Source organism: Anaeromyxobacter oryzae (genome assembly GCF_023169945.1).
GTDB lineage: Bacteria > Myxococcota > Myxococcia > Myxococcales > Anaeromyxobacteraceae > Anaeromyxobacter > Anaeromyxobacter oryzae.
Genome location: NZ_AP025591.1, coordinates 4541617 through 4563077 on the forward strand (window position 1 = coordinate 4541617; position 21461 = coordinate 4563077).

Annotated in this window: 18 protein-coding genes and 1 tRNA gene; 10 read left to right on the forward strand and 9 right to left on the reverse strand. The window is 74.3% G+C overall.

Annotation, left to right across the window (positions count from 1 at the left end; all coding sequences use genetic code 11):
- Positions 1-24: 24 nt before the first annotated feature.
- On the forward strand, positions 25-468 hold the full coding sequence (locus AMOR_RS19900; protein ID WP_248353482.1) for a DUF2203 domain-containing protein: 444 nt from the start codon (positions 25-27) through the stop codon (positions 466-468).
- A gap of 38 nt (positions 469-506) precedes the next feature.
- A complete protein-coding gene (locus AMOR_RS19905; protein ID WP_248353484.1) occupies positions 507-1136 on the forward strand; it encodes a hypothetical protein in 630 nt (209 codons plus the stop codon).
- On the opposite strand, the gene AMOR_RS19910 is transcribed toward AMOR_RS19905, so the two are convergent.
- Both AMOR_RS19910 and AMOR_RS19915 read right to left on the reverse strand, forming a co-directional pair.
- Positions 1066-1749, reverse strand: coding sequence for an LrgB family protein (locus AMOR_RS19910; protein WP_248353486.1), 684 nt, complete (start codon positions 1747-1749; stop codon positions 1066-1068). The two genes, AMOR_RS19905 and AMOR_RS19910, sit on opposite strands and share 71 nt — an antisense overlap.
- Positions 1746-2117 carry a CidA/LrgA family protein gene (locus AMOR_RS19915; RefSeq protein WP_248353487.1) on the reverse strand — a complete coding sequence of 124 codons (372 nt, stop codon included), beginning with the start codon at positions 2115-2117 and terminating at the stop codon, positions 1746-1748. The genes AMOR_RS19910 and AMOR_RS19915 overlap by 4 nt, the downstream gene beginning before the upstream one ends.
- Before the next feature lie 97 nt (positions 2118-2214).
- On the opposite strand from AMOR_RS19915, the gene AMOR_RS19920 reads away from it, so the two are divergent.
- The 7 genes from AMOR_RS19920 (at position 2215) to AMOR_RS19950 (ending at position 11138) form a co-directional block, all read left to right on the forward strand.
- Positions 2215-3123: a LysR family transcriptional regulator gene (locus tag AMOR_RS19920; protein WP_248353488.1), complete on the forward strand. Its 909-nt coding sequence runs from the start codon at positions 2215-2217 to the stop codon at positions 3121-3123.
- A gap of 229 nt (positions 3124-3352) precedes the next feature.
- Positions 3353-4396, forward strand: coding sequence for a zinc-dependent alcohol dehydrogenase family protein (locus tag AMOR_RS19925; RefSeq protein ID WP_248353489.1), 1044 nt, complete (start codon positions 3353-3355; stop codon positions 4394-4396).
- A gap of 118 nt (positions 4397-4514) precedes the next feature.
- Complete coding sequence (locus AMOR_RS19930) at positions 4515-6533, forward strand: sigma-54-dependent Fis family transcriptional regulator (RefSeq protein ID WP_248353490.1); 2019 nt, start codon at positions 4515-4517, stop codon at positions 6531-6533.
- Between the two features lie 295 nt (positions 6534-6828).
- Positions 6829-9276: a penicillin acylase family protein gene (locus AMOR_RS19935; protein ID WP_248353491.1), complete on the forward strand. Its 2448-nt coding sequence runs from the start codon at positions 6829-6831 to the stop codon at positions 9274-9276.
- 126 nt (positions 9277-9402) lie between these two features.
- A complete protein-coding gene (locus AMOR_RS19940; RefSeq protein ID WP_248353492.1) occupies positions 9403-9681 on the forward strand; it encodes a hypothetical protein in 279 nt (92 codons plus the stop codon).
- A gap of 24 nt (positions 9682-9705) precedes the next feature.
- Positions 9706-10857 carry a transaldolase gene (tal, locus tag AMOR_RS19945; protein ID WP_248353493.1) on the forward strand — a complete coding sequence of 384 codons (1152 nt, stop codon included), beginning with the start codon at positions 9706-9708 and terminating at the stop codon, positions 10855-10857.
- Between the two features lie 86 nt (positions 10858-10943).
- Positions 10944-11138, forward strand: a complete 195-nt coding sequence (locus AMOR_RS19950; protein WP_248353495.1) for a hypothetical protein — start codon at positions 10944-10946, stop codon at positions 11136-11138.
- Between the two features lie 69 nt (positions 11139-11207).
- Here AMOR_RS19950 and AMOR_RS19955 read toward each other — a convergent pair.
- The 7 genes from AMOR_RS19955 to AMOR_RS19985 all read right to left on the reverse strand — a co-directional run bounded on the left by AMOR_RS19955 (position 11208) and on the right by AMOR_RS19985 (position 19621).
- Positions 11208-11294: transfer RNA gene (locus tag AMOR_RS19955), tRNA-Leu, on the reverse strand.
- Positions 11295-11648: 354 nt separating this feature from the next.
- Complete coding sequence (locus tag AMOR_RS19960) at positions 11649-12149, reverse strand: hypothetical protein (protein ID WP_248353497.1); 501 nt, start codon at positions 12147-12149, stop codon at positions 11649-11651.
- Between the two features lie 417 nt (positions 12150-12566).
- Positions 12567-13232, reverse strand: a complete 666-nt coding sequence (locus AMOR_RS19965; RefSeq protein WP_248353499.1) for a YceI family protein — start codon at positions 13230-13232, stop codon at positions 12567-12569.
- A 143-nt stretch (positions 13233-13375) separates the two neighbouring features.
- Complete coding sequence (locus AMOR_RS19970) at positions 13376-14179, reverse strand: hypothetical protein (RefSeq protein ID WP_248362567.1); 804 nt, start codon at positions 14177-14179, stop codon at positions 13376-13378.
- A 342-nt stretch (positions 14180-14521) separates the two neighbouring features.
- Positions 14522-14932: a response regulator gene (locus AMOR_RS19975; protein WP_248353500.1), complete on the reverse strand. Its 411-nt coding sequence runs from the start codon at positions 14930-14932 to the stop codon at positions 14522-14524.
- 241 nt (positions 14933-15173) lie between these two features.
- On the reverse strand, positions 15174-16196 hold the full coding sequence (kdd, locus tag AMOR_RS19980) for an L-erythro-3,5-diaminohexanoate dehydrogenase (RefSeq protein ID WP_248353501.1): 1023 nt from the start codon (positions 16194-16196) through the stop codon (positions 15174-15176).
- A 53-nt stretch (positions 16197-16249) separates the two neighbouring features.
- Positions 16250-19621: an ATP-binding protein gene (locus tag AMOR_RS19985; RefSeq protein ID WP_248353502.1), complete on the reverse strand. Its 3372-nt coding sequence runs from the start codon at positions 19619-19621 to the stop codon at positions 16250-16252.
- Between the two features lie 79 nt (positions 19622-19700).
- On the opposite strand from AMOR_RS19985, the gene AMOR_RS19990 reads away from it, so the two are divergent.
- The gene (locus tag AMOR_RS19990) at positions 19701-21449 is read left to right on the forward strand and encodes a M61 family metallopeptidase (protein ID WP_248353503.1); all 1749 of its coding nucleotides are present in this window, start codon (positions 19701-19703) and stop codon (positions 21447-21449) included.
- Positions 21450-21461: the final 12 nt, after the last annotated feature.

The window sequence follows — 21461 nt, forward strand, 5'->3', positions numbered from 1 at the left end:
ACGCCCATGCTAACGTTTCCGCCCATGGACGCGGGGCCTCGGTTCTTCACGGTCGAGGAGGCGAACGCGCTCGTCACCTCCCTGGAGCTGGAGTTCGGGAGGGTGGCGCGGGTCCGGGCGGAGCTCGGTCCCCTCATCGACTCCCTCGGCGGCGCCGACGCCGCGGTCGAGCTCCTGCAGGAGGACGGCGAGGCGCCTCCCGGCCGGGAGGCGGACACGGAGCGGCTCCGGGCGCTCGCTGGCGAGATCACCGCGGCGGTGGAGCGCGTGAACGAGCTCGGCTGCCTCGTGAAGGACATCGACCAGGGGCTCGTCGACTTCTACGCGCTCATGGACGGGGAGCCGGTCTTCCTCTGCTGGCAGTTCGGCGAGCCCGCCGTGTCGCACTGGCACGGCCTCGAGGAGGGCTTCGCCGGCCGCCAGCCGATCGAGGGTGTGACGGTGCGCCCGCCGCCGTTCATGAACTGACGGCGCCGGGGCCCCGGCGCGCTTAACCCACCGTTCCGTTGCCGTTCGCGTACTACCAGCGCCTCTCCCGCCGCGAGCAGGCGACCTACCGCCGGAGCGACGTCGTCACGTCGCTCCGCGTCCCCGGGGTGTCCGCCCTCCACCCGAGCGTCGAGGCGCTCCGGACGGCGCTCGACGCGAGCGACGGCGAGGCGGTGGCCCGGGCCGCGTTCGCGATCTGCGCCGGCGTCTCCCGCGCCCTCGGGGCCGCGCCGCCGCGCCTCGAGATCCACGCGGTGCGGCCGCGGGGAGAGACCCACGAGCTGCACGGCCTGTACGTGCCCGAGGGCGAGGCGCCGCCGGTCATCCGCGTCTGGATGCGCACGGCGCGGCACGGGCGCGTCGTTGCGTTCCGGACCTTCCTCCGCACGCTCCTGCACGAGATCGTGCACCACCTGGATCTCGAGGTGCTGGGCCTCGACTGGTCATTCCACACCGAGGGCTTCTTCAAGCGGGAGTCGAGCCTGTTCCACCAGCTCGTGCCGGACGCGGCGCGGAAGCGCGCCGAAGGCGCGCCGCCGGGGACCTCGCGCGCGCCCGCGAACGCGGGCGCGCCGGTCACGGTGCGTGCAGCGCCACCCGCAGAGCCGGGGTCGCGAGGAGGAGGAGCAGGGCCGCGCCGATCATGACGAGGCTGGCGACGACGCCCTCGACGGCGCCGAGCTCGAGCGCCGTGGCGGTGCCCGCGCCGTGCGCGCCCATCCCGAGCAGCGCGCCCCGCGAGAGCGGCGACCGCAGCCGCAGCCGCCGGACCAGCACCGGCCCCACCACGATGCCCACGAGCGCGGTGAGGATGACGAACACCGCCGCGAGCACGGGCGAGCCTCCGAGCGCGCCGGCCACGATCATCGCGAACGGCGTCGTGATCGAGCGCGGCACGAGGCTCGCCGCCTCCACGGGGCCGAGCCCCACCGCGCGGGACAGCAGCGCCGAGCTGGCGACGGCGACCGCCGAGCCCGACACGATCCCCGCGGCGAGCTCCAGCGCGTGGCGTCGCAGCAGCGCCGCGTGCCGGTGCAGCGGGATCGCGAACGCGACCGTGGTGGGGCCGAGGAGCCGGACGAGCCACCCGCCGCCGCGCATGTAGAGCGGGTACGGGGCGCCGGTCGCGACGAGCAGGAGGACGACGCCCGCCGGGACCACGAGGAGCGGGGAGAGCCACGCCGACGGGGCGCGCCGGTGGAGCGCGCGGGCCGCCGCGTAGAGCGCGCAGGTGACGGCGAGCCAGGCGAGCGGTCTCACCGATCGACGCCCCGGTGCGTGTGGGCCGCCCAGTCGACGACGCAGCCGGTCGACACCATGACGAGGACCGTGCTCGCCGCCACCACCGCGAGCACGCGCAACCCCTCCGCGCCGAGCAGCTCGGGGTACTGCACCGCGCCGACCGCGGCAGGGACGAAGAAGAGCAGCATGTGCCGGAACAGCCAGCCGGTGCCCGCCTCGAACCACTCGGCCCGGACCAGGCCGACCCGCAGCGCGAGGAGCAGCAGGGCCATCCCGACGACGGGCCCGGGGATCGGCAGGCCGAGCAGGGCGGACAGGCCGGCCCCGGCACCCCAGAAGAGGGCGAGGGCGGCGACCTGGAGGGCGAGGCGCAGGACGCGGGTCACCGGTCGAACCTAGCGGCGCGGACCTCATGAAGGAAATGAATTGATCGGATAGAAGCCATCTCGAATCGGAATACGGGCACGGCCCCGGAGGTGGACGGTGGAGCTGCGGAACATGGAGGTGTTCGTCGAGGTCGTGCGCCAGCGCGGCTTCACCCGGGCGGGGGCGGTGCTCCACCTCTCGCAGTCCGCGGTGAGCAAGGCGGTCCGGGCGCTCGAGGACTCCGTCGGCGTGCCGCTGCTGCTGCGGGAGGGGCGGGGCGTGGAGCCGACGGCGGCGGGGCGCGTGGTGTTCGAGCGCTCGGAGGCTGTCCTCCGGTCGGTGCGGGAGATCGACGACGAGGTGGCCGACCTGTCGGCGCTCCGGCGAGGCCGGGTGCGGGTCGGCCTGCCGCCCATGGTCGGCGCCGCCTTCTTCCCGGCGGTGCTGGGCGCCTTCCGCGAGCGCCACGCGGGCGTCTCGCTGGAGCTGCGCGAGCAGGGCGCGCGGGAGATCGAGGCGGCCATCGCCGGCCGGGACCTCGACGTGGGCGTGACGGTGCTCCCCACGAACGAGGAGGTCTTCGAGGCGTTCCCGTTCGTCCGCGACGAGCTCGCGGCGGTGCTGCACCGGACGCACCCGCTCGCCGGGCGGAAGCGCGTCCGCCTCGCGGAGCTCGCGGAGACCCCGCTCGTCCTCTACAGCCGCGACTTCGCGCTGCACGCGCACATCCTCGACGCGTGCCGCTCGCGGGGGTTCTCGCCGAAGATCGCGAGCGAGAGCAGCCAGTGGGACTTCATCGCGGCGATGGTCGCCGCCAACGTCGGGATGGCGCTGCTCCCGCGGACGATCTGCCGGCGGCTCGAGCCCGGCAGCGTGCGCGTCGTGACGCTCGTGGACCCGACGATCGGCTGGAACCTGGCGCTGATCCGGCGCCGGGGCGGCTACGCCTCCGAGGCGGCGCGTGCGTTCGTCGAGTGCACGCGCGGGCTCCTCGCGCCGGGCCGGGCAGGCTCCGATCCGGGCTGACCGAAGAGCGATCGCCCGGGCGTCCGCCGCACCGTCCGGATCCCGGACGGCCCACCGCCGATCGTACGGAACCCGGACGCCGTCCCGCGTACCGGGCGCTCCGAAAGGCCCGTGCCGGCTGGGGCCGCGAGTTGGATGCTGCGTTGCAATGAAGTGGGGACACGGCCGTTCGCGGGCCGGCATCGGCTCCGCGATGGCGAACGTTCACCCCTGGCGAAAGGAACGGCACATGAAGGCGCTCGTCTACCACGGACCTGGAAAGCGCTCCTGGGAGGAGAAGCCGAAGCCGGCGATCAAGGACGCCACCGACGCCATCGTCCGGATCGAGAAGACCACGATCTGCGGCACCGACCTCCACATCATGAAGGGGGACGTGCCGACGGTGACCGACGGCCGGATCCTCGGCCACGAGGGGGTCGGCGTCGTCGAGGAGGTCGGCTCTGCCGTCTCGAGCTTCAAGAAGGGCGATCGCGTGCTCATCTCCTGCATCACCTCGTGCGGGAAGTGCGAGGCGTGCAAGAAGGGGATGTACTCGCACTGCTCGAACGGCGGCGGCTGGATCCTCGGCCACCTCATCGACGGGACTCAGGCCGAGTACGTGCGGACCCCGTTCGCGGACAACAGCCTCTACCTGGTGCCGAAGGGCGTCGACGAGGACGCGCTCGTCATGCTGAGCGACATCCTCCCCACCGGCTTCGAGTGTGGCGTCCTGAACGGCGCGGTGAAGCCCGGCGACACGGTGGCGATCATCGGCGCGGGACCGGTGGGGCTCGCGGCCCTGCTCACCGCGCAGTTCTACTCGCCGGCCGAGCTCATCATGGTCGACCTCGACGCGAACCGGCTCGAGGTCGCGAAGCAGTTCGGCGCCACGAAGCTGGTGAACAGCGGGGACGGAAAGGCGGTCGAGAAGGTGATGGCGCTCACCGGCGGGAAGGGGGTCGACGTCGCCATCGAGGCCGTCGGCATCCCGGCCACGTTCGACACCTGCCAGGACATCGTGGCCGCGGGCGGCCACATCGCGAACATCGGCGTTCACGGCAAGGCCGTCTCGCTCAAGCTCGAGAAGCTCTGGGCGCACAACATCACGATCACGACCCGGCTCGTGGACACGGTGACCACGCCGATGCTCCTCAAGAACGTGGTCTCGGGGCGGCTCTCCCCGCGGAAGCTCATCACGCACGAGTTCAAGCTCGACGACGTGATGAAGGCCTACGACACCTTCGGCAACGCGGCGAAGGAGCGGGCGCTCAAGGTCATCATCCGGAAGGCGTGACGCCGGCGGGCCGACCTCCCCGCGGGGAGGTCGGCCCCGGCGGTGCCCCTCGCGTCCGGATGGGATAGGCTGGCAGCGAAGCCATGCCGCCCGGGTCCCCGGGCGGGGGAGGCTGCGCTTGGCCGGCATTCCGATCCCGGAGTCCTTCGCGCGCCCCGGCGACGACCGCGACGTCGTCGCCGCATGGGAACGCCTGCTGCGCGGCGGCGACGTCGCCGCCGCGCCCGTGCGAGGCGTGATCGCGCGCTCGTGGCTCCGCTGCCGCGACGGCGCGGTGGACCCGGGCCTCCGCCGGGCGCGCCGCGCGCTGGAGCAGGGCGAGCTCGACGTCCACCGCGCGCGGCACCGGACGCTCGTCGAGGCCAGCGCTCCGGTGATGGCCTCGGCGCGGGAGTTCCTGTCCGACTCCGGGAGCATCCTGCTGCTCGCCGACGCGGGCGGCCTCGTCATCGGCGTCGAGGGAGACCCGGCGACCCTCGAGCGCGCCCGGGAGATCCAGCTCGTCCCCGGCGTGAGCTGGGACGAGCTCGCGACAGGGACGAACGCCATCGGCACCGCCCTCGCGGTCGGGCAGGCCGTCCAGGTGCACGCCGCCGAGCACTTTTGCGAGGGGATCCAGCGGTGGACCTGCTCGGCGGCGGTCGTGCGCGATCCGTGCGACGGCGGCGTCATCGGCGCCGTGGACGTTTCCGGGGCGAGCCAGAGCTACAGCCGGCAGAGCCTCGCCTTCGTCGCCTCGGCCGCGGCGCAGATCGAAGGCCACCTGAAGCAGCTCGAGCTCGCGCAGCGCTACCGCATCCTCGAGCGGTGCGTGTCGCCCCTCTCGTCCGCCCACTCCGAGGGCGTCGTCCTGTTCGACCGCCGCGGCTTCGCGATCAAGGCGAACGGCCAGGCCGCCGCGGCCCTGGCTGCGCGGGGGAAGGCGCTCGCCGGCGGGCAGGCGCTCCGCGTCGAGGCGCTGAACCTGGAGGCGCCCGGCGAGCCCGCGCGCCTCCCGGTGTGGCTCGAAGCGGCTCGCATCGAGCCGGTGATGGACGGCGGGGAGCGGATCGGCACGCTCGTCGCGCTGGTGCAGGAGCGTGCTCCGCGGCCGGCGCCGGCGCGCGCGACGCGCGCGGCGCCCGCCCCGCGGCCGACCGAGCCGGATCCGTTCGCCGGCATCGTCGGGACGAGCGCCGCGCTCCGCGAGGCGATCGCGCGGGCCCGGCGGCTCGCCCCCGCCCGCGCGCCGGTGCTGCTCCTCGGCGAGACCGGGGTCGGCAAGGAGCTGTTCGCCCGCGGCATCCACCGCTGCGGCGCCGCGGAGGCGCCGCTCGTCGCGGTGAACTGCGCGGGGCTCTCGCGCGACCTGCTCGCGAGCGCGCTCTTCGGCTACGGCGACGGCGCCTTCACCGGCGCACGCCGCGGCGGGATGCAGGGGAAGCTCGAGGCGGCGGCGGGCGGCACCCTGTTCCTCGACGAGATCGGCGAGATGCCGCTCGAGCTGCAGGGCTACCTCCTGCGCGCGCTCGAGGACGGCGAGGTGACGCGCATCGGCGAGACGCGCGCGCGGCGGGTGGACTTCCGGCTCGTATCGGCGACGAACCGCGATCTCCGCGGCGAGGTCGCGGCGGGGCGGTTCCGGATGGACCTCTTCTACCGGGTGGCGGTGACGAGCGTCCGCATCGCGCCGCTCCGGGACCGTCGCGAGGACGTCGTGCCGCTGGCCGAGCACTTCCTCGGCACGTTCGCGGAGGAGCGCGGCGGGGCGCGCGGGCTCTCGCCGGCGGCCGCGGCGGTCCTCGAGGCGTACGCCTGGCCGGGCAACGTCCGCGAGCTGCGGAACGTGATCGAGTCGATCGGGCTCGTCTCGGGTGCGGAGGAGGTCGCCGTGGACGATCTCCCGGAGGAGATCCGGGGGTGCGCCTCCGCCGCTCCGCTCTTCACCGAGGGTGAGCGTCGCGCGTCGGGCGCGAGGCTGCGCGACGTCGAGGCGGACGCGATCCGGCAGGCGGTGGCGGCGGAGCACGGGAACCTCACCCGGGCGGCGCGCCGGCTCGGCATCGCGAAGAGCACGCTCTACTGCAAGATCGCCGCTCACGAGCTCGCGGACGAGCTCTCGGGCGCGCGGGAGCGCAAGGCGCCCGGCGGGCGCTGAACCTCGGCATCCGCAGGGGGCGGAGCGCGAACGCGAACCGGCCAGCCGGTGCGCGGCGTCGCTCGGTCCGTGCGGCGAGCGGTGCCTCCGCACCCTTCGCGGTCCGTGCGCGCTCCGGCCCATGACGCCGACACGCCGACCCGGACGGAAGGTGCGTGGCGCGGTGCGTGAACCGGCACGGACGGGGAACGATCTTGCACCGCTTGGGCGCCCCCCCGTCCGGCGAGCTCCGGCTCGCTCCGGATCGGGCAGGAAGGGGCCGTCCGGTCGCCCGCTACCTCGAGGGAGGTTCGCCATGTCGGCTCGCTCGCCGTGGTTCGTCCCCGTCCTCGCCGCGCTCGTCGCCTGTGGAGGGAGCGGCCCCGCCGTCTCCTCCGCGGCGGCGCTCGGGCCGCCTGCCCCGCGGGCGGGCCCCGGCTGGACCGAGCTCCAGGTCGGCGGCCAGACGGCGCGCATCTTCCGCGACGACCTCGGGACGCCGCACGTCTTCGCGCCGACGAACCACGCCCTCTTCGTCGCCTACGGGTACGCGGTCGCGCAGGACCGGCTCTTCCAGCTCGAGCTGAACCGCCGCGCCGCCCGCGGCACGCTCGCGGAGCTGTTCGGGCCCGCGTACGTCGACGCCGACCGGTACCAGCGGACCGTCGGGTACACCGACGACGAGCTGGACGGGATCTTCGCGGCGCTGCCCGCGGACGAGCGCGCGATCTACGACGCGTACGCGGAGGGCGTGAACCGCTACGTCGACGACGTCGTCTCGAAGGACCCCCGGAAGGTGCCGCTCGAGTTCGCCCTCCTCGGCGCGCTCCCGGCGCCCTGGACGACCCGCGACTCCATGGCCTTCGGCGCGTTCATGGTCCGCCGCTTCGGCGAGATCGGGGGGAGCGAGCTCGCCAACGCGGCGCTCCTCGGCGCGCTCGTCGCCGCGCACGGCGCGACGGAGGGGATGGCGATCTTCGACGACGTGCGCTGGCTCGACGATCCGGACGCGCCGGTCACGGTGCCGTCGCCGGCGGACGGCAAGCGGGCCCCCTCGCAGGCGCTCTCGGCCGCGGCCACCGCGCGCCTCGCGGCCGCGCTGCCGGCCGCCTCCGCCACGGCGACCGCCGCCCCGGACGACGGCCTCGCCACGGCGAAGGCGCTGTGGGCGTCGCTCGGCGTCCCGACGAAGCTCGGCAGCTACGCGTGGCTCGTGTCGCCGGGACGGAGCGCGGAAGGGGTCGCGCTCCTGTACGGTGGCCCGCAGATGGGCGCGTCCGCACCGGAGGTGCTCCACCAGGTGCAGCTCACCGGGGGTGACGGGTTCCAGACGGTCGGCATGGCGTTCGCCGGCGCCCCGGCGATCCTCATCGGGCGGAACGGGCACGTCGCCTGGACCTCCACGACCGCGACCGGCGACAACGTGGACGTCTACGCCGAGACGCTCTGCGACGCCGGCGCGGGGCCGGGCAGCGGGTACCAGTTCCGCGGCGCCTGCCGCGCGTACGACGTGCGCGTCGAGTCCATCGCGGTGCGCGGCGCGTCACCGGTGGCGCTGACGGTCGCGCGGAGCGTGCACGGGCCGGTCGTCGCGACCGCGGACAACCTCGCGTTCACGGAGAAGCGCGCGCACTGGCTGCGCGAGCTCGAGACCGGGAGCGCGTTCTTCGGCTTCGACCGGGCGACGAACCTCGAGCGGTTCGAGCGCGCGGTCGGCCTCGTCGTGACGAGCCACAACTTCCTGTACGCCGACCGGCTCGGGAACATCGCCTACTGGCAGGCGGGACAGGTCCCGCTCCGGCCAGCCGGGTTCGATCCGCGGCTGCCGCTACCGGGCGACGGCAGCGCGGAGTGGCCGGGCGGGCTCGTCCCGACGCCGCGCTCCGTGAACCCGCCGCAGGGCTGGCTCGCCAACTGGAACAACAAGCCGTCGCTCGGGTACCCCGCCGCCGACGACCAGAACTTCGGGAAGCAGGGGCGCCTCCGCGAGATCGTGGCCCGCCTCGCGACGAACGACCACGTCACGGTGGATGACATGCGCGACATCCCGAAGGACATCGCGCGCGTGAAGGGGAACGGGCGCGACTCCCGCTTCCTCCGGCCGTACCTGCTCGCGGCGCTGGACGCGGTCCCGCCGGCCCACCCGGTCGCGCCGGCCGCGCGCGCCGTCGTCGCAAGCTGGGACCAGAACGCGTTCCCGGACGCCGTGAGCTCGACGACGATCGCGCCCGGCGAGCTGATCTTCACGGCGTGGCTGAACCGCGCGCTCGCCGACGTGTTCGCTGACGAGCTCGGCACGTCGGTCGGAGACGCGAGCCCGAACATGCTCCTGCACGTCCTCGACTTCGCGGCCACCCTCGAGAGCGGCGTCCCGCCGTCGCGCGACTACCTGAACGGGCAGCCGTGGCAGGCGGTCCTCTCGGCGGCGTTCGACGAGGCGGTGGCGGCGCTCGCCACCGCCGGCGGGACCGATCCGACGACCTGGACCGCGCCGCGACCGGAGACCGTGTACACGCACCCCGTCGTCGGCGAGGTCGCGCGGATCCCGCAGTCGAACCGCGCGACGTACGCGCAGATCGTGGCGCTGGGGAGGCCGGAGATCGCCGCCGAGAGCATCTTCTCCCTCGGGCAGAGCGGCTTCATCGCGGTCGCGCCGTCGTCGCCGGCCGGCTTCGAGCTCGACCCGCACTTCCTCGACCAGCTCCCGCTCTACCGGGCGTTCGAGTACGCGCCCCAGGTGCTCTACCGGCCACCGGGCGACTAGAGCGCGCTCCCTTCGGGCAAGAGCGGCGAGCGGGGCAGTGCTCGCCCGGTCGCCGCTGCCCTCTCACGGAGACGGCGGGGACCCCGGAACGCGGACGACGGCGGCGCGCGTGCGCATGCTCCGAGCATGGATCCCAGGGAGAAGGACGGGGGCGGCAGCCGGCGGAAGGCGGAGCAGGCGGAGCGACGGCCGGTGGCGAAGGACCCCGGACCGGACGCGAACGCGCGCCAGCAGGGCGGGCCCTCGGGCGGGCCGCCGTCCGACGAGCAGCGCCCGTCGCGCGGCGCGTCCGCGGCGGATGACGTGGTGGAGCGGGTCCTGAAGGATCGGCAGCCCGGCGAGAAGACGCCCGAGCTCGGCGAGCCGGACTCGGGCGTGGCCGACGCGGGCGAGCTGGACGACTAGGACGAGCAGGAGAGGAGGGCGAACATGGCGAATCCGCTCCGCGAGCTGGCCCGCTACGGCCAGAGCGTCTGGTACGACAGCCTCCGGCGCGGGAACCTCGTGTCGGGCGAGCTGGCGCGCTACGTCGAGGAGGACGGGCTCACCGGCCTCACGACGAACCCTTCCATCTACGAGAAGGCGATCGCGGGGACGGGCGACTACGAGGAGGAGCTCGTGACGCTGCTGCCGCGGGCGGAGCTCGACGCGAAGACCATCTACGAGACGCTCGCGCTGCGGGACATCCGGGCGGCCGCCGATCTCCTCCGGCCGGTCTACGAGCGGACCGCGCGGGGCGACGGGTACGTGAGCCTCGAGGTGTCGCCCGTGGTGGCGCACGACGCCGGGGCGTCGCGCGACGAGGCGCGGCGGCTGTGGCGCGCGCTCGATCGCGAGAACGTGCTCATCAAGGTCCCCGGGACGCCCGAGGCGCTCCCCGTGATCCGCGACCTCCTCGCGGAGGGCGTGAACGTGAACATCACGCTCCTCTTCTCCCGGGCCAGGTACGCGCGGGTCGCGGAGGCGCACCTCGCGGCGCTCGAGGCGCGGGCTGCGCGCGGCGAGGACCTGTCCCGCGTCGCGAGCGTCGCGAGCTTCTTCGTGTCGCGCGTGGATTCGCTCGTGGACCGGCAGCTCGACGCCGTCGGCGCGGCCGGCGACGCCGCGCCAGGGGTCCGGGAGCGGGCGGCGGAGCTGCGCGGTCGGGTGGCGATCGCGAACGCGAAGCTCGCGTATCAGGACTGGCGCGCGCTCACGGCGACGCCGCGGTGGGCCCGGCTCGCGGCGCTCGGCGCGAAACCGCAGCGGCTCCTCTGGGCGAGCACGAGCACGAAGGACCCGCGCTATCGCGACGTCATGTACGTCGAGGAGCTCATCGGCCCGGACACCGTCGACACGATGCCCCCCGCCACGTTCGACGCGTTCCGGGAGCACGGCCGCGTCGCGCGGACGCTGGACGCCGACGTCGACGGCGCGCATCGGACGATCGACGCGCTCGCCGAGCTCGGGATCTCGCTGGACGACGCGACGGAGCGCCTGCTCAAGGACGGCGTGCGGCTCTTCGCGGAGCCGTTCGGAAAGCTCCTCGCGACGATCGAGGCGCGGCGGGGCTCGCAGGCGGGCGCGGGCGCGAACCCGTAGGGGCCACGCCATTCGCCTGCCGGCCCGAGCGTCGAACACCTCGTCGGGAGCCCTCACGGCCGAGCGCGCCCGGCTAAGCCTACGGCATGCCAGACCAGACACAGACAGGTGGCCGCTGGACCGAGCGCGACGAGCTCGCGTCGCGCTTCATGCAGGCATGGATCTCGGGGCGCCTCGCCGGCGGTCAGGGTCTCGACCCCAACTTCGAGGCCCTCGCGCACGAGGCTTACGGAGCGGCGGATGCGTTCATGAAGGTGCGCGGCCGCGGCAGCGGTCCGTGATCCCGGGCACCAGCCCCGGCGCCTCTCGAAGCGCTGCGCGTCGGCGCCCGCAGCGCTCGCGCGGGAGAGTAGGGCCGCCCGGGGTCGAACCGGGACGCCGGGTTGACCGGCGGGGGATTTTAAGTCCCCTGCGTCTGCCAGTTCCGCCACGGCCCCAGGCAATCGAATCTACAGCGGAATCGCTGTCCGTGAAACGTCGCTTTCAGGCATGGGCTGCCTGAGGCTGCGCATCGAGCGCGACCACCCTCGCCCACGGCGTCGCCCGAGAGGCGATTCGCGTTCCTCGGAGGGGAAGAGCGCGCCGGGGCCTGGGCTTCGCGGGTGTGAACACACATGCGGAAGGCGCGGCAGGACGAATCCCACCGCGCCATTGCCTGCTCCACTTGCTTCACTGCGCCGCTGGCGCGCCCGCGATCGTGACCCGTGGTGCTCGTGACCGACCGTGTCAGTGGCGGAGACGATCGTGACGCACGTGGCGGGTGGGTGGCGCCGGCTCGACTCCTTCGGCGTCTACTTGGGCGGCGGCGGCACGTGGCAGGTTACGCACGTCTCGGTCTCGACGGAGCATACCTCCAAATCGCCGGCGCCCTTGAGGTGGAAGTCCACCGCCCCGGCCTTGCCGTTCGTGCTGCCGATCTTGTCCACGTCCGGGACCTTGGTGCCGGGAGCCTGGGTATACTTGAGCGTGGTCCCGTTGAGGAAGTCGCCACCCGGGCCGGGGCCCGCGAACGTCAGGCCCGTGCCCAGGTCGATCAGGACGACATCCGATGTACCGCTACCGCAGGCGGCACCCTCCTGCCCGGTCGTGGTGCCGACGAGGAAGAAGCCGTCCGGATTCTCGCCCGCCCGGAAGGCGTTCGCGCTCGGGAGCAAGCCGACCGAGCACACGGGTAGCGATCCCGCCGATGGGATGGTCTCACCGTGCGGGTTCACACACTGGACGCAGCACGGTGGGTGTGCGAGCGCCAGCGTTGGTACGCCGGTGAGCGCCGCCATCGCGATGAACGCCACGGAGTGCGAGGAGCAGCGCACCGACGCTGAAAGAGATCGAGCGGACGTTCGCAGGAACCAATTCATCCCGATACCCCCATCGATTGGTGATTGTCCAAGGCGGCGAACCGTGCGGGCTCGCCCGGTTCGACGATAGGAGGTGCGGTGCGCCGCGGCCAGAGCCCAACGGGAAGTGAAGGCGATACCGTCGATGGAGCGGCAACCCGTCGGCGGTTGCCATGCCGAGGAGGAGCCGTTGACCGCTCGAGCAACGAGGCATTCGAACCCAGCCTCGTCGGGAGCATTCACGCAGGGTTGAGCCGGTTGAGCGTCAGGCCCCCTGCCTCTACCCGTTCCGCCACGGCCTCAGGACCGGGATCGGGGAATCGAACGATGGGGTCGAGGCGCAGCTCGTGCACTGGCGCTCACCCATGGTCCTCACCGCGCCCCGAGGCGACTTGCGCTCCTGGCCGCCCCTGACGCGGGGACGAGCACGAGATCGAAATCCACCTGGATCTCGTCATCGACGCCAATGGACCCTCCGGCGGTCGAGAACGGCGTCATCCCGAAGTCCGTCTGACGGAAACGAACGCTGCCGGCGACGCGGTAGCCGAGCGCATCCATGCGCGCGTGAAACGGGACGTCGAGCGGCCGCGTCGCGCCGTGGAGCGACAGCGCCCCGTGCAGCACGCCCTCGAGACCGTCGCCCTCGCCTCGAGTGCTCGCCGACTCACCGTGAAACCTGATCTCCCGGTAGCGCTGCGCGTCGAGGACCTCCGGCCCGGCGGCCTCGCGATCCACGTAGGCCCGCAGCTTCGGCGCGAGGCGCGCGGCCTGGTCGTGCAGCGTGCCCGCGTCGATCCGCACGTCCACGTGGACCTCCTGCGGATGGTTCGGATCGAAATTCACCTCGGCTTGCCACACAGCGGGGGTGAACTGGTGATCGTGGGAAAGGGCGCGGAGGAGGCCGTTCCTGCCGGTGCGGATGACGAGCGCACTTGCCGAGGTGTCGGCCTGGAGCGGGGCGCTCGGTGAAGGCCGAGGCCAGGCGACCAGGGCGACGACGAGAAGGAACTGCGTCCACTTCGTGACGGCTCGTTGCATGAGGGGCTCCTGGGGAGCGGAATCGTGAATGTTCGGGGGACATCGGATGAGACGGCCTCGGGCGCGGAGGCTCCTGGAGCGAGCCCCTGCGCCACGGGCCTGGGTCCTCGACGGACCACCTCCGTCGCCGCGACGCCACGCGATCAAGGCGCGGTCGGGTCGATCGTCTGCCAGCCGGGCACGCCTCGACCGTTGGTCTGACCGGGGGCGGTGTCGCCGGCGTAGTAGTACAGGGGGTGCCCCTTGTACGCCGACTGGCGCGTGCCGTCCGCGCGCGTGTAGACGGTGAAGTCGGCCGCGACGAGATCACTCGGCACCGTGACCTGGTCCGTGAGGAAGGTGGGCCAGCTCGTCATGCACGGGCCACTCGTACAGGCAGTGACCGGTGACGTCGTGCGCGTGCCGACGGTGTCTCGGGCGAAGGAATACAGGGCGCGGCCTGCACCGTCCGTCAGATAGGTCGCCGCCTCGTTCGCCTTGCTGAGCTGCGCGATCGAGTAGGTCGGGTCGTGCACGACGTACCAGATCCCGTTCACGCCCTCGCCCTGGGTGTCGCCTGCCGCCGCGTCGCCGGCGTAGTAGTAGAGGGGGAATCCCTTGTACGTCGTCTGCTTGCTTCCGTCGGAGCGGGTGATCTGGCCGACGTCCGCCGCGTTGATCCCCTGCGCGACCGCGCCGTCGGCGTCGAAGATGGGCCAGATCGGGAGGCAGCCCGCATTGCAGTTCGAGACCGCGGCCTGGGTGCCGCTCGCCGGGATGTCCTTCGCGAAGTAATAGAGCGACCGGCCGCTTCCGTCGACGAGGTGACTGCCGAGCCGGGCGTCCGTCGTGAGCATCAGCGTCGACGGCTGGCCGGGGTTCGCGCCCGACGGGTCGGGGGTCCCGGAGCCCGTGTCGTTGGTGCCTCCGCACGCCGCGGTCAGGGCAAGCACCACGAGTGGCGTCATCACGGCGGAACGGAATCCGGGAATTCTGCTTCTCATGTCGACCTCAATCTCGTCCAGCATGGGGCACTATTGCCCGAGTCCATTTCGGTTCCCGCACCGCGCCTGGATCGCGGAGGGGAGACCTCTCGGTGAGTACGCGGGGGGCGACGCCCGGATACAGGCACCGCCGGCGGAGTCGGGCCCACGCGCGGGCAAGAGACGCGCGCGCGGTGCCGATCGCGATCGAGCGACTCGGGGACGAGATCAGCGGGGACGTGGCCCGACGCGCGTCAGGTCCGGAAAGTCACGGCAGAGCGGTCCCCTGCGTCTACCAGTTCCGCCACGGCCCCGCGACGCGGGAGTCTACCGTGGCGACGCGGCGCCCGCGACGCGCGCGATCGTGGCGAGCAGCCGCTCCGGGGCGCACGGCTTCTCGAGCACCGCGGCAGCGGGGACACCGGCCACGCGGTGCGACGAGAGCAGGATGACCGGCACCGCCGCGACCGTCGGCTCGCGAAGCTGCGCCTCGCGGAACTCGCGGCCGCTCATGACCGGCATGTCGAGGTCGAGGACGATCACGTCGGGCGCGGGCTTCACGGTCCGGAGGTGAAGCAGCGCGTCGAGGCCGTTCTCCGCCTCCACGACCTCCATCCGCTCGAGGCGGAGGAGGTCGGCGAGGGCGCCGCGGAGGTCGAGGTCGTCCTCCACCAGCAGGACGCGGATGGGGCGCGCAAGGCGCGTCTCGGCATGAATGGCGGATAGGCAGGCAGGCATCCGGTGCACCCTGTTCGTGGGGCGAAGCATGCCCCAGACCCCTGACGTTCGACGTGCAGCGCGGGGCCATCCGCCGGTTGTGCAAGTTCGGATCCGCGACGATCCGCGTGCGTTTCCCGTGATCGCGGCGGTGCAGCCGCGACCCGGGTGTCACGGGCGAACCGCGGCGGCCCCATGGTGTCGCCCACGCGCGACACCTCCACCGGGGACACGGGCGAGCGGGCGGGTGGGTGCCGCTCCCCTATCGTGCGTAGCGCTCCTGGAACAGGCGACCGAGGGCCGGATTGCGCCGGAGGAGCTCGAGCGTGAGCCGCGCGTGCCCGGGGACGTACCCGTTCCCGATGACGAGCGTCGCGTCCTTGCCGACGCCCTCCGCGCCGAGCGCGGCGGCAGTGAAGCTCGTCGCCATCGAGAAGAAGACGACCGTCCCGCCGTCGCGCGCGGAGAGGATTGCCGCCATCTCGGTGCCGGGGACGCTGGCGCAGCTCACGACGACGTCGCAGCGGCCGCCCGCCGCCTCCACCTCCGCGAGGACCGCCAGCGGATCCGTCGCGTCCACCCGCAGCCGCGCGTCGGCGACGCCGAGGGTGGCGAGCGCGTCGAGCGCCGCCTCGGAGCGGTCGGCGACGAGGAGCGCGCCGGTCGCGCCGAGGCTCTCCCGCGCCTGCACGGCGACGAGCGCGCCCGACTTCCCGGCCCCGAGCACGAGGACGCGGTGGCCGGGGCGGACGTGCCGGGCGACGAGGGCCGGGGCGCCGCACACGTCGAGCGCCGCGAGCGCGAGCGTCTCCGGCAGATCCTCCGGGAGCTCCGCCCAGAGCCCGGTCGCGAACAGGATCGCCTCCCCGTCGCACTCCACGCGGTCGATCTCGGGGCGCACCGCGCGGATCCGGTCGAGGCGGAGCGGCGTGAGCGTGAGCGAGACGAGGGTGGCGATCCGGTCGCCCGGCCGGAGGACCGCGGCGGCCGGGTGGCGCGGTCCGACGGCGGAGACGCGCCCGATGAGCATGCCGCCCGAGCCAGTGACCGGGTTGTGCAGCTTCCCGCGCGCGCGGACGAGCCGCAGCAGCTCGGCGGCGATCCGGTCGGGGTCGCGCCCGACCGCGCCCTCGATCTGGCGGAAGCTCGCCGCGTCCACGTTGAGCGCCTCGACGGAGATCGCGAGCTCGTCCTCGCCGAGCGGCAGCGACGGGTCGAGCACTTCGGCGCGCTGCGGGAGGACGCCGGGAGGCGAGACGACGCGGCGGAGGCCGTAGGGATCCATCGCGCGAGACTGTAAGGGGCGCCCGGGCGGGCGTCGAGGTCACGGGTGGCGCGTCAGGCGTCCCGGTCGACCACGACCAGCGCGTCGAGCTCGAGGAGCGCGGCCGGGAGCCCCGCCGTGCCCCTGAGCCCCTTCTCCAGCCGGACGCAGCGCGCCGCCTCCGCCCGGTGCCCGGCGGCGACGAACCCGGCGCGGGCCTGCGCGAGCGCCACGAGCGCGTCGTCGGACCGGCGCTGCGCGGCGAGGACGCGCGCGCGGGCGAGGCGCGCGATCGCGAGGAGCACGCGGCCGCCGCGGGCCTGGGCGAGCTCCTCGAGCTGCGTCGCCTCCGCGTCCGCGTCCGAGATCCGCCCGCGGGCGAGCGCCACCCGGATCGCCTCCGGGCGGAGCGCCGCGTCGCACGACGCGCACTCGCCGTGCCGCGCGGCGGTCTCGCTCGCCTCCTTCACCGCGTCCTCCGCGGCGCCGGCGAACCCGGCCGCGAGCCGGTTGCGCGCCTCGGCGGCGTGCAGCCGGAGGAGCACGTGCCGCCGGAGCGCGGCGCGCTCGGCCACGACGATGCCGTCCCCGAGCAGCTCGCGCGCCTCGTCGAGCCGCCCCCGCATCGTGAGGACGGTGCCGAGCCGCTCCATGGCGAGCGCCTCGCCGAACGCGGAGCCGGCGGCGCGGAAGCCGTCGAGCGCGGCGCGGACGGCGAGCTCGGCGGCCTCGAGCTGGCCCGCGGCGATGGCGCAGGTCGCCTCGCCGAGCCGCCCTGCGGCGAGCGCCTCGGGGACGTCGCGCTGCCGCGCGCGCTCGACGAGGAGGCCGGCGGCGCGCGCGACGTCCGCGGCGGGCACGTCGCCGAGCAGGTCGCGGTCCCACAGCATCGCGTGCACCTCCACGAGGTGCTCGGGCGTGGTGTCCTGGCGGAGGTGATCCGCGGGGGCGGCGGCAGCCCCGGTCGCCGGCAGCGCCGTCCCGAGCATCCCGCGAGCGAGCGCGCCGACGTCCTCGCCGCGGGCGAGGAGATCCGCGTCGCCCGCCTGCGCGGCGGCCGCGACGCACGCGTCCGCGGCGGCGGCCGCCGCCTCGTGGCGGCCCGCGTGCCAGAGGAGCTGCGCCCGGAGGTGGAGGAGCGCGGCGCTCTCCTCGGGCGCGTGGCCCTCGGCGGCGGCGAGGCCGTCCTCGAGCTCCGCGTCCGCGGCGGCGAGATCCCCGCCGGCCGCGAGCGCGACGGCGGCGAGGCGGTGGGCCCGCGCGCGCTGCTCGGGGGCGGGCCGGAACCCGCCGGCACCCTCGAGTCGCGCCGCGTCCCCGAACGCCCGCGCCGCCTCGGTCACCTCGCCGAGCTGGAGGCGGACGCGCCCGATGGCGTCGAGCAGCTCGAGCCGAGCCGCGCCGTCCTCCGGCCCGAGCAGCTCGAGCGCCTCCGCGAAGAACGCGAGCGCCTCGGAGAGGCCGGCACGGTCCGCGGCCCGATGGCCGGCGGCGACGAGGTGGCGGATCGCGCGCTCGCGCTGGCCGGCGCGGCGGCGGTGCTGCGCGAGCGCCTCGGCGGGCGCGGCGTGGCCGGCGGCGGCCTCGATCGCGTCGGCGATGGCGGCGTGGAGCGCCGCGCGCCGCTCCGGCGCGAGGCCGTCGTAGATCACCTCGCGCACGAGCGCGTCGTGGAAGTGGTATCCGGCGCCGTCCTCGTCGAGCAGCCGCGCGTCGAGGCAGGCCTCGAGCGCGGTCACCGCCTCGTGGGCGGTGAGCCCGGTCGCGGGCCGGACGAGCTCGAAGTCGAAGCGGCGCCCCGCCACGGCGGCCGCGGCGAGGAGCGCCTCGGCCCGCGCGCCGAGCCGCGCGACGCGCGCCCGGAGCGCGGCGGACGGATCGGCGGGGACCTGCTGGCCCGGCTCGGCGTGCGCGCGCACCGCCTCCTCGACGAGCGCCGGGCACCCGTCGGTCGCCCGGTAGATCTGCGCCACGAGCGCGTCGGGCGCGCGCGTGCCGAGGAGGTCGTCGACCTGCTCCCGCGTGGCGGTGAGGCCGAGCCGCGGCACCCGGACGCCCCGGGCGAGGCGGCTGCCGTCGAGGTGCGCGAGTGCCATCTGGATGGGCGTCCCGGCGTGGATCGCCTCCTCGCGGCAGGTCGCGATGATGGACAGGCGCAGCTCGGCCGCGCGCCGCGCGAGATAGTGGAGGAGGTTCAGGGAGGACTCGTCCGCCTCGTGCACGTCCTCGAGGACGAGGCAGAGCGGCCGGCCGTCGGCGAGCGTCGCGAGCGCGGCGATCACCGCGTCGAGGACGCGGAGCCGGATCGCCTCCGGCGAGCCACCGGACGGCAGCGCGCCGGTCGCGAACGGGTCGGGCGCGCCCGGGTGCACGCGCGCCTCCTCGCGGAAGAGGTCGGCGAACAGCCCGTACGGCGCGCCCGCGCCCGCGGTCCCCTCCGCGGTCGCGATGCCGGTGAGCACCGTCGCGCCGCGCGCCTGGGCGATGCGGGCGCCCTCGACGGCGATGCGCGTCTTCCCGACGCCCCGCTCTCCGAGCAGGAAGAGCACCCCCGAGCCCTTCTCCGCGAGCGACTCGAGCAAGAGGAGGATCGCCGCCCGGCCGCGCACAGGCGCGGGCTCGGTCGACCCGAGGAGCCGCCGCGCGGCGCGGCGAGCGCCGTCGAGCCCGGCGCGCGCCTGCGCCGGCCCGATCTCGCCGCGCTGGATCGCCTGGCGGAGCGCCCGCGTCTCGTCGGTCGGCGCGCGGCCGGCGGCGCGGAGCGCCGACTCGCAGGCGTCGTACTGGCGGAGCGCTTCGGCGCGCCGGCCGGATGCGGCGAGGAGCTTCATGAGGAGCTGGTGCGCATCCTCGCCGGCCGGGTCGACCTCGAGGAGGCGCCGGAGCAGCGGGATCGCCGCGCTCGCGTCGCCCTCGTCCGCGGCCGCGCGCGCGAGCGGGTACGCCGCCTCCGCGAATCGCGACCGGAGGACGGAGCGCCGCGACACGAGCCACGTCGACTCGAGATCCTCCGGCGAGAGATCGCCGCGGTAGAGGGACACCGCCTCCGCCCAGCGCTCGCGACCGCCTGCCTCGATGGCGCGCTCGAAGGCGTCCACGTCGACCCACACGTCCTGGCGGAGCTTGAGGTGGCCGCGCTCGATGTCGACCCAGCGGCCGCCGAGGATCTGGCGGAGGTCGTACAGCGCGCGGTGCAGGTTGTTGGCGCCGCTCGCGGGGTCCTTGTCGGGCCAGAGCGCCTCGATCGCCTGCTCCCGCGTGAGCGTCCGGCGCGGGGAGAGCGCCACGAGCTTCAGGAGATCGGCGGGGCGGCGGCGGCGCCAGGCCTGCGGGGGGATGGGGACGTCCTCCCGGACGACCTCGAAGCGACCGAGGAGGTACAGCCTGAGCAGGGGCTCGCGGCGGTCGCCGATCGGGGTGACGCTCCGCTGTGTCGAACCATCCACCGCCGATCCCCCAGTGCCGCGCGACCGTAGCAAGAAGTGCGGGGCGCAGACTTGATCCCGGGCTACATTTCAGCTCCGCATGCGCTACCGCGTCGCGATGCCCGAGCCTCACTCGCACCTGTTTCATGTCGAGGTCGCCGTCGAGCGGCCCGGCCCGTTCGCCGAGCTCTGCTTCCCGGTGTGGACGCCCGGCAGCTACCTCGTCCGGGAGTACGCCCGCCACGTCGAGGGGCTGCATGCCGAGGACGGCGCGGGGCGTACGCTCGCCGTGCAGCGGCTCGACAAGCACCGGGTGCGCGTCGCTGCCGCAGGCGCGGACCGCGTGGTGGTCCGATATCGCGTGTACGCCAACGAGTTGACCGTCCGGACCGCCCACCTCGACGGCACGCACGGGTACCTGAACGGCGCCGCCGTCCTCCCGTACGTGCCCGGCCGGGAGGGCGAGCCGCACGTCCTCGAGCTCGACGCGCCGGACGGGTGGGAGGTCGCGACGGCGCTGGACGGCGGCCCGGCGGTGTTCACCGCGCGTGGGTACGACGAGCTCGCGGACTCGCCGGTGGAGATCGGGACGCACCGCACCCTCCGCTTCACCGCGGCCGGGAAGCCGCACGCGATGGTCCTGTGGGGTCGCGGCAACGTGGACGAGGCGCGGCTCGTCGAGGACACGCGGAAGATCGTCGAGGTCCTCGCGGAGCTGATGGGCGGTTTGCCCTACGACCGGTACCTCTTCATCGTCCACCTCACCGAGAAGCGCCGCGGCGGCCTCGAGCACGCGCGCTCGACCACGCTGAACGTCGGGCGGATGCAGTTCTTCCCTCGCGAGACCTACGAGGAGACGCTCGCGCTCGTCGCGCACGAGTTCTTCCACGTGTGGAACGTGAAGCGGCTCCGGCCCGCCGCCTTCGTGCCGTACGACTACACGCGGGAGCAGTACACGCGCCTGCTCTGGTGGTTCGAGGGGGCGACCTCGTACTACGAGGCCCTCGCCATGGTGCGGTCCGGCCTGGTGGACGCGAAGCGCCACCTGAAGAACCTCGGCCAGGCGCTCACGCTGCTCGAGCGCGCGCCGGGCGCGCGGAAGACGAGCGTCGAGGAGTCGAGCTTCCTCGCGTGGGTGAAGCTGTACCGGCCCGACGAGAACACGCCGAACAGCACCATCTCCTACTACCTCAAGGGGGAGCTGGTCGCCTTCGCGCTGGACCTCGCGCTGCGACGCGCGGGCTCGTCGCTCGACGTGCTGCTCCGGACCTTGCTCGCGCGCCACGCCGAGAGGGGCGTGCCCGAGGACGGCGTCGAGCGGGTCGCCGGCGAGCTCCTCGGGGCCGACGCGGCGCGGAGCTTCTTCGATCGATTCGTCCGCGGCGTGGAGCCGCTCGCGCTGGACCTCGACCTCGTGGGCCTGAAGCTCCACCGGCGCGCCTCGACCGGCTTCGACGACAAGGGCGGCACGCCCCCGAAGGCCGAGAACGGCCGGCCGCCGGCGGGGTGGCTCGGCGCGGACCTCGCGGCGGGGCCGAAGCTCACGGTCCAGACGGTCCGGGAGGGCAGCCCGGCCTGGAAGGCGGGCCTGTATGCGGAGGACGAGCTCCTCGCCGAGGGCGGGTTCCGGGTGGACCGCGCCGCGCTGTGGGACCGGCTCTGCGAGAAGGGGCCGGGCGGCCGCGTGTCGCTCACGGTCTTCCGGCGCGACGAGCTGGTGCAGGTCGAGGTGCCGCTCGAGGCGGCGCCGGAGGACACGCTCTGGCTGGAGCCCGCGCCGGACGCGCCGCCGGAGGCGCGCGCGGCGTTCGAGGCCTGGTGCGGAGCGCGCTGGCCGGGCAGCCGTTGATTGTCTATATCT

Coding starts and splice junctions, on each gene's coding strand:
- kdd (WP_248353501.1), bottom strand. CDS start 16,196: ATGGATCCCTACGGCCTCCGCCGCGTCGTCTCGCCTCCCGGCGTCCTC.
- AMOR_RS19950 (WP_248353495.1), top strand. CDS start 10,944: ATGCCAGACCAGACACAGACAGGTGGCCGCTGGACCGAGCGCGACGAG.
- AMOR_RS19935 (WP_248353491.1), top strand. CDS start 6,829: ATGTCGGCTCGCTCGCCGTGGTTCGTCCCCGTCCTCGCCGCGCTCGTC.
- AMOR_RS19970 (WP_248362567.1), bottom strand. CDS start 14,179: ATGACGCCACTCGTGGTGCTTGCCCTGACCGCGGCGTGCGGAGGCACC.
- AMOR_RS19940 (WP_248353492.1), top strand. CDS start 9,403: ATGGATCCCAGGGAGAAGGACGGGGGCGGCAGCCGGCGGAAGGCGGAG.
- tal (WP_248353493.1), top strand. CDS start 9,706: ATGGCGAATCCGCTCCGCGAGCTGGCCCGCTACGGCCAGAGCGTCTGG.
- AMOR_RS19965 (WP_248353499.1), bottom strand. CDS start 13,232: ATGCAACGAGCCGTCACGAAGTGGACGCAGTTCCTTCTCGTCGTCGCC.
- AMOR_RS19975 (WP_248353500.1), bottom strand. CDS start 14,932: ATGCCTGCCTGCCTATCCGCCATTCATGCCGAGACGCGCCTTGCGCGC.
- AMOR_RS19990 (WP_248353503.1), top strand. CDS start 19,701: ATGCGCTACCGCGTCGCGATGCCCGAGCCTCACTCGCACCTGTTTCAT.
- AMOR_RS19925 (WP_248353489.1), top strand. CDS start 3,353: ATGAAGGCGCTCGTCTACCACGGACCTGGAAAGCGCTCCTGGGAGGAG.
- AMOR_RS19900 (WP_248353482.1), top strand. CDS start 25: ATGGACGCGGGGCCTCGGTTCTTCACGGTCGAGGAGGCGAACGCGCTC.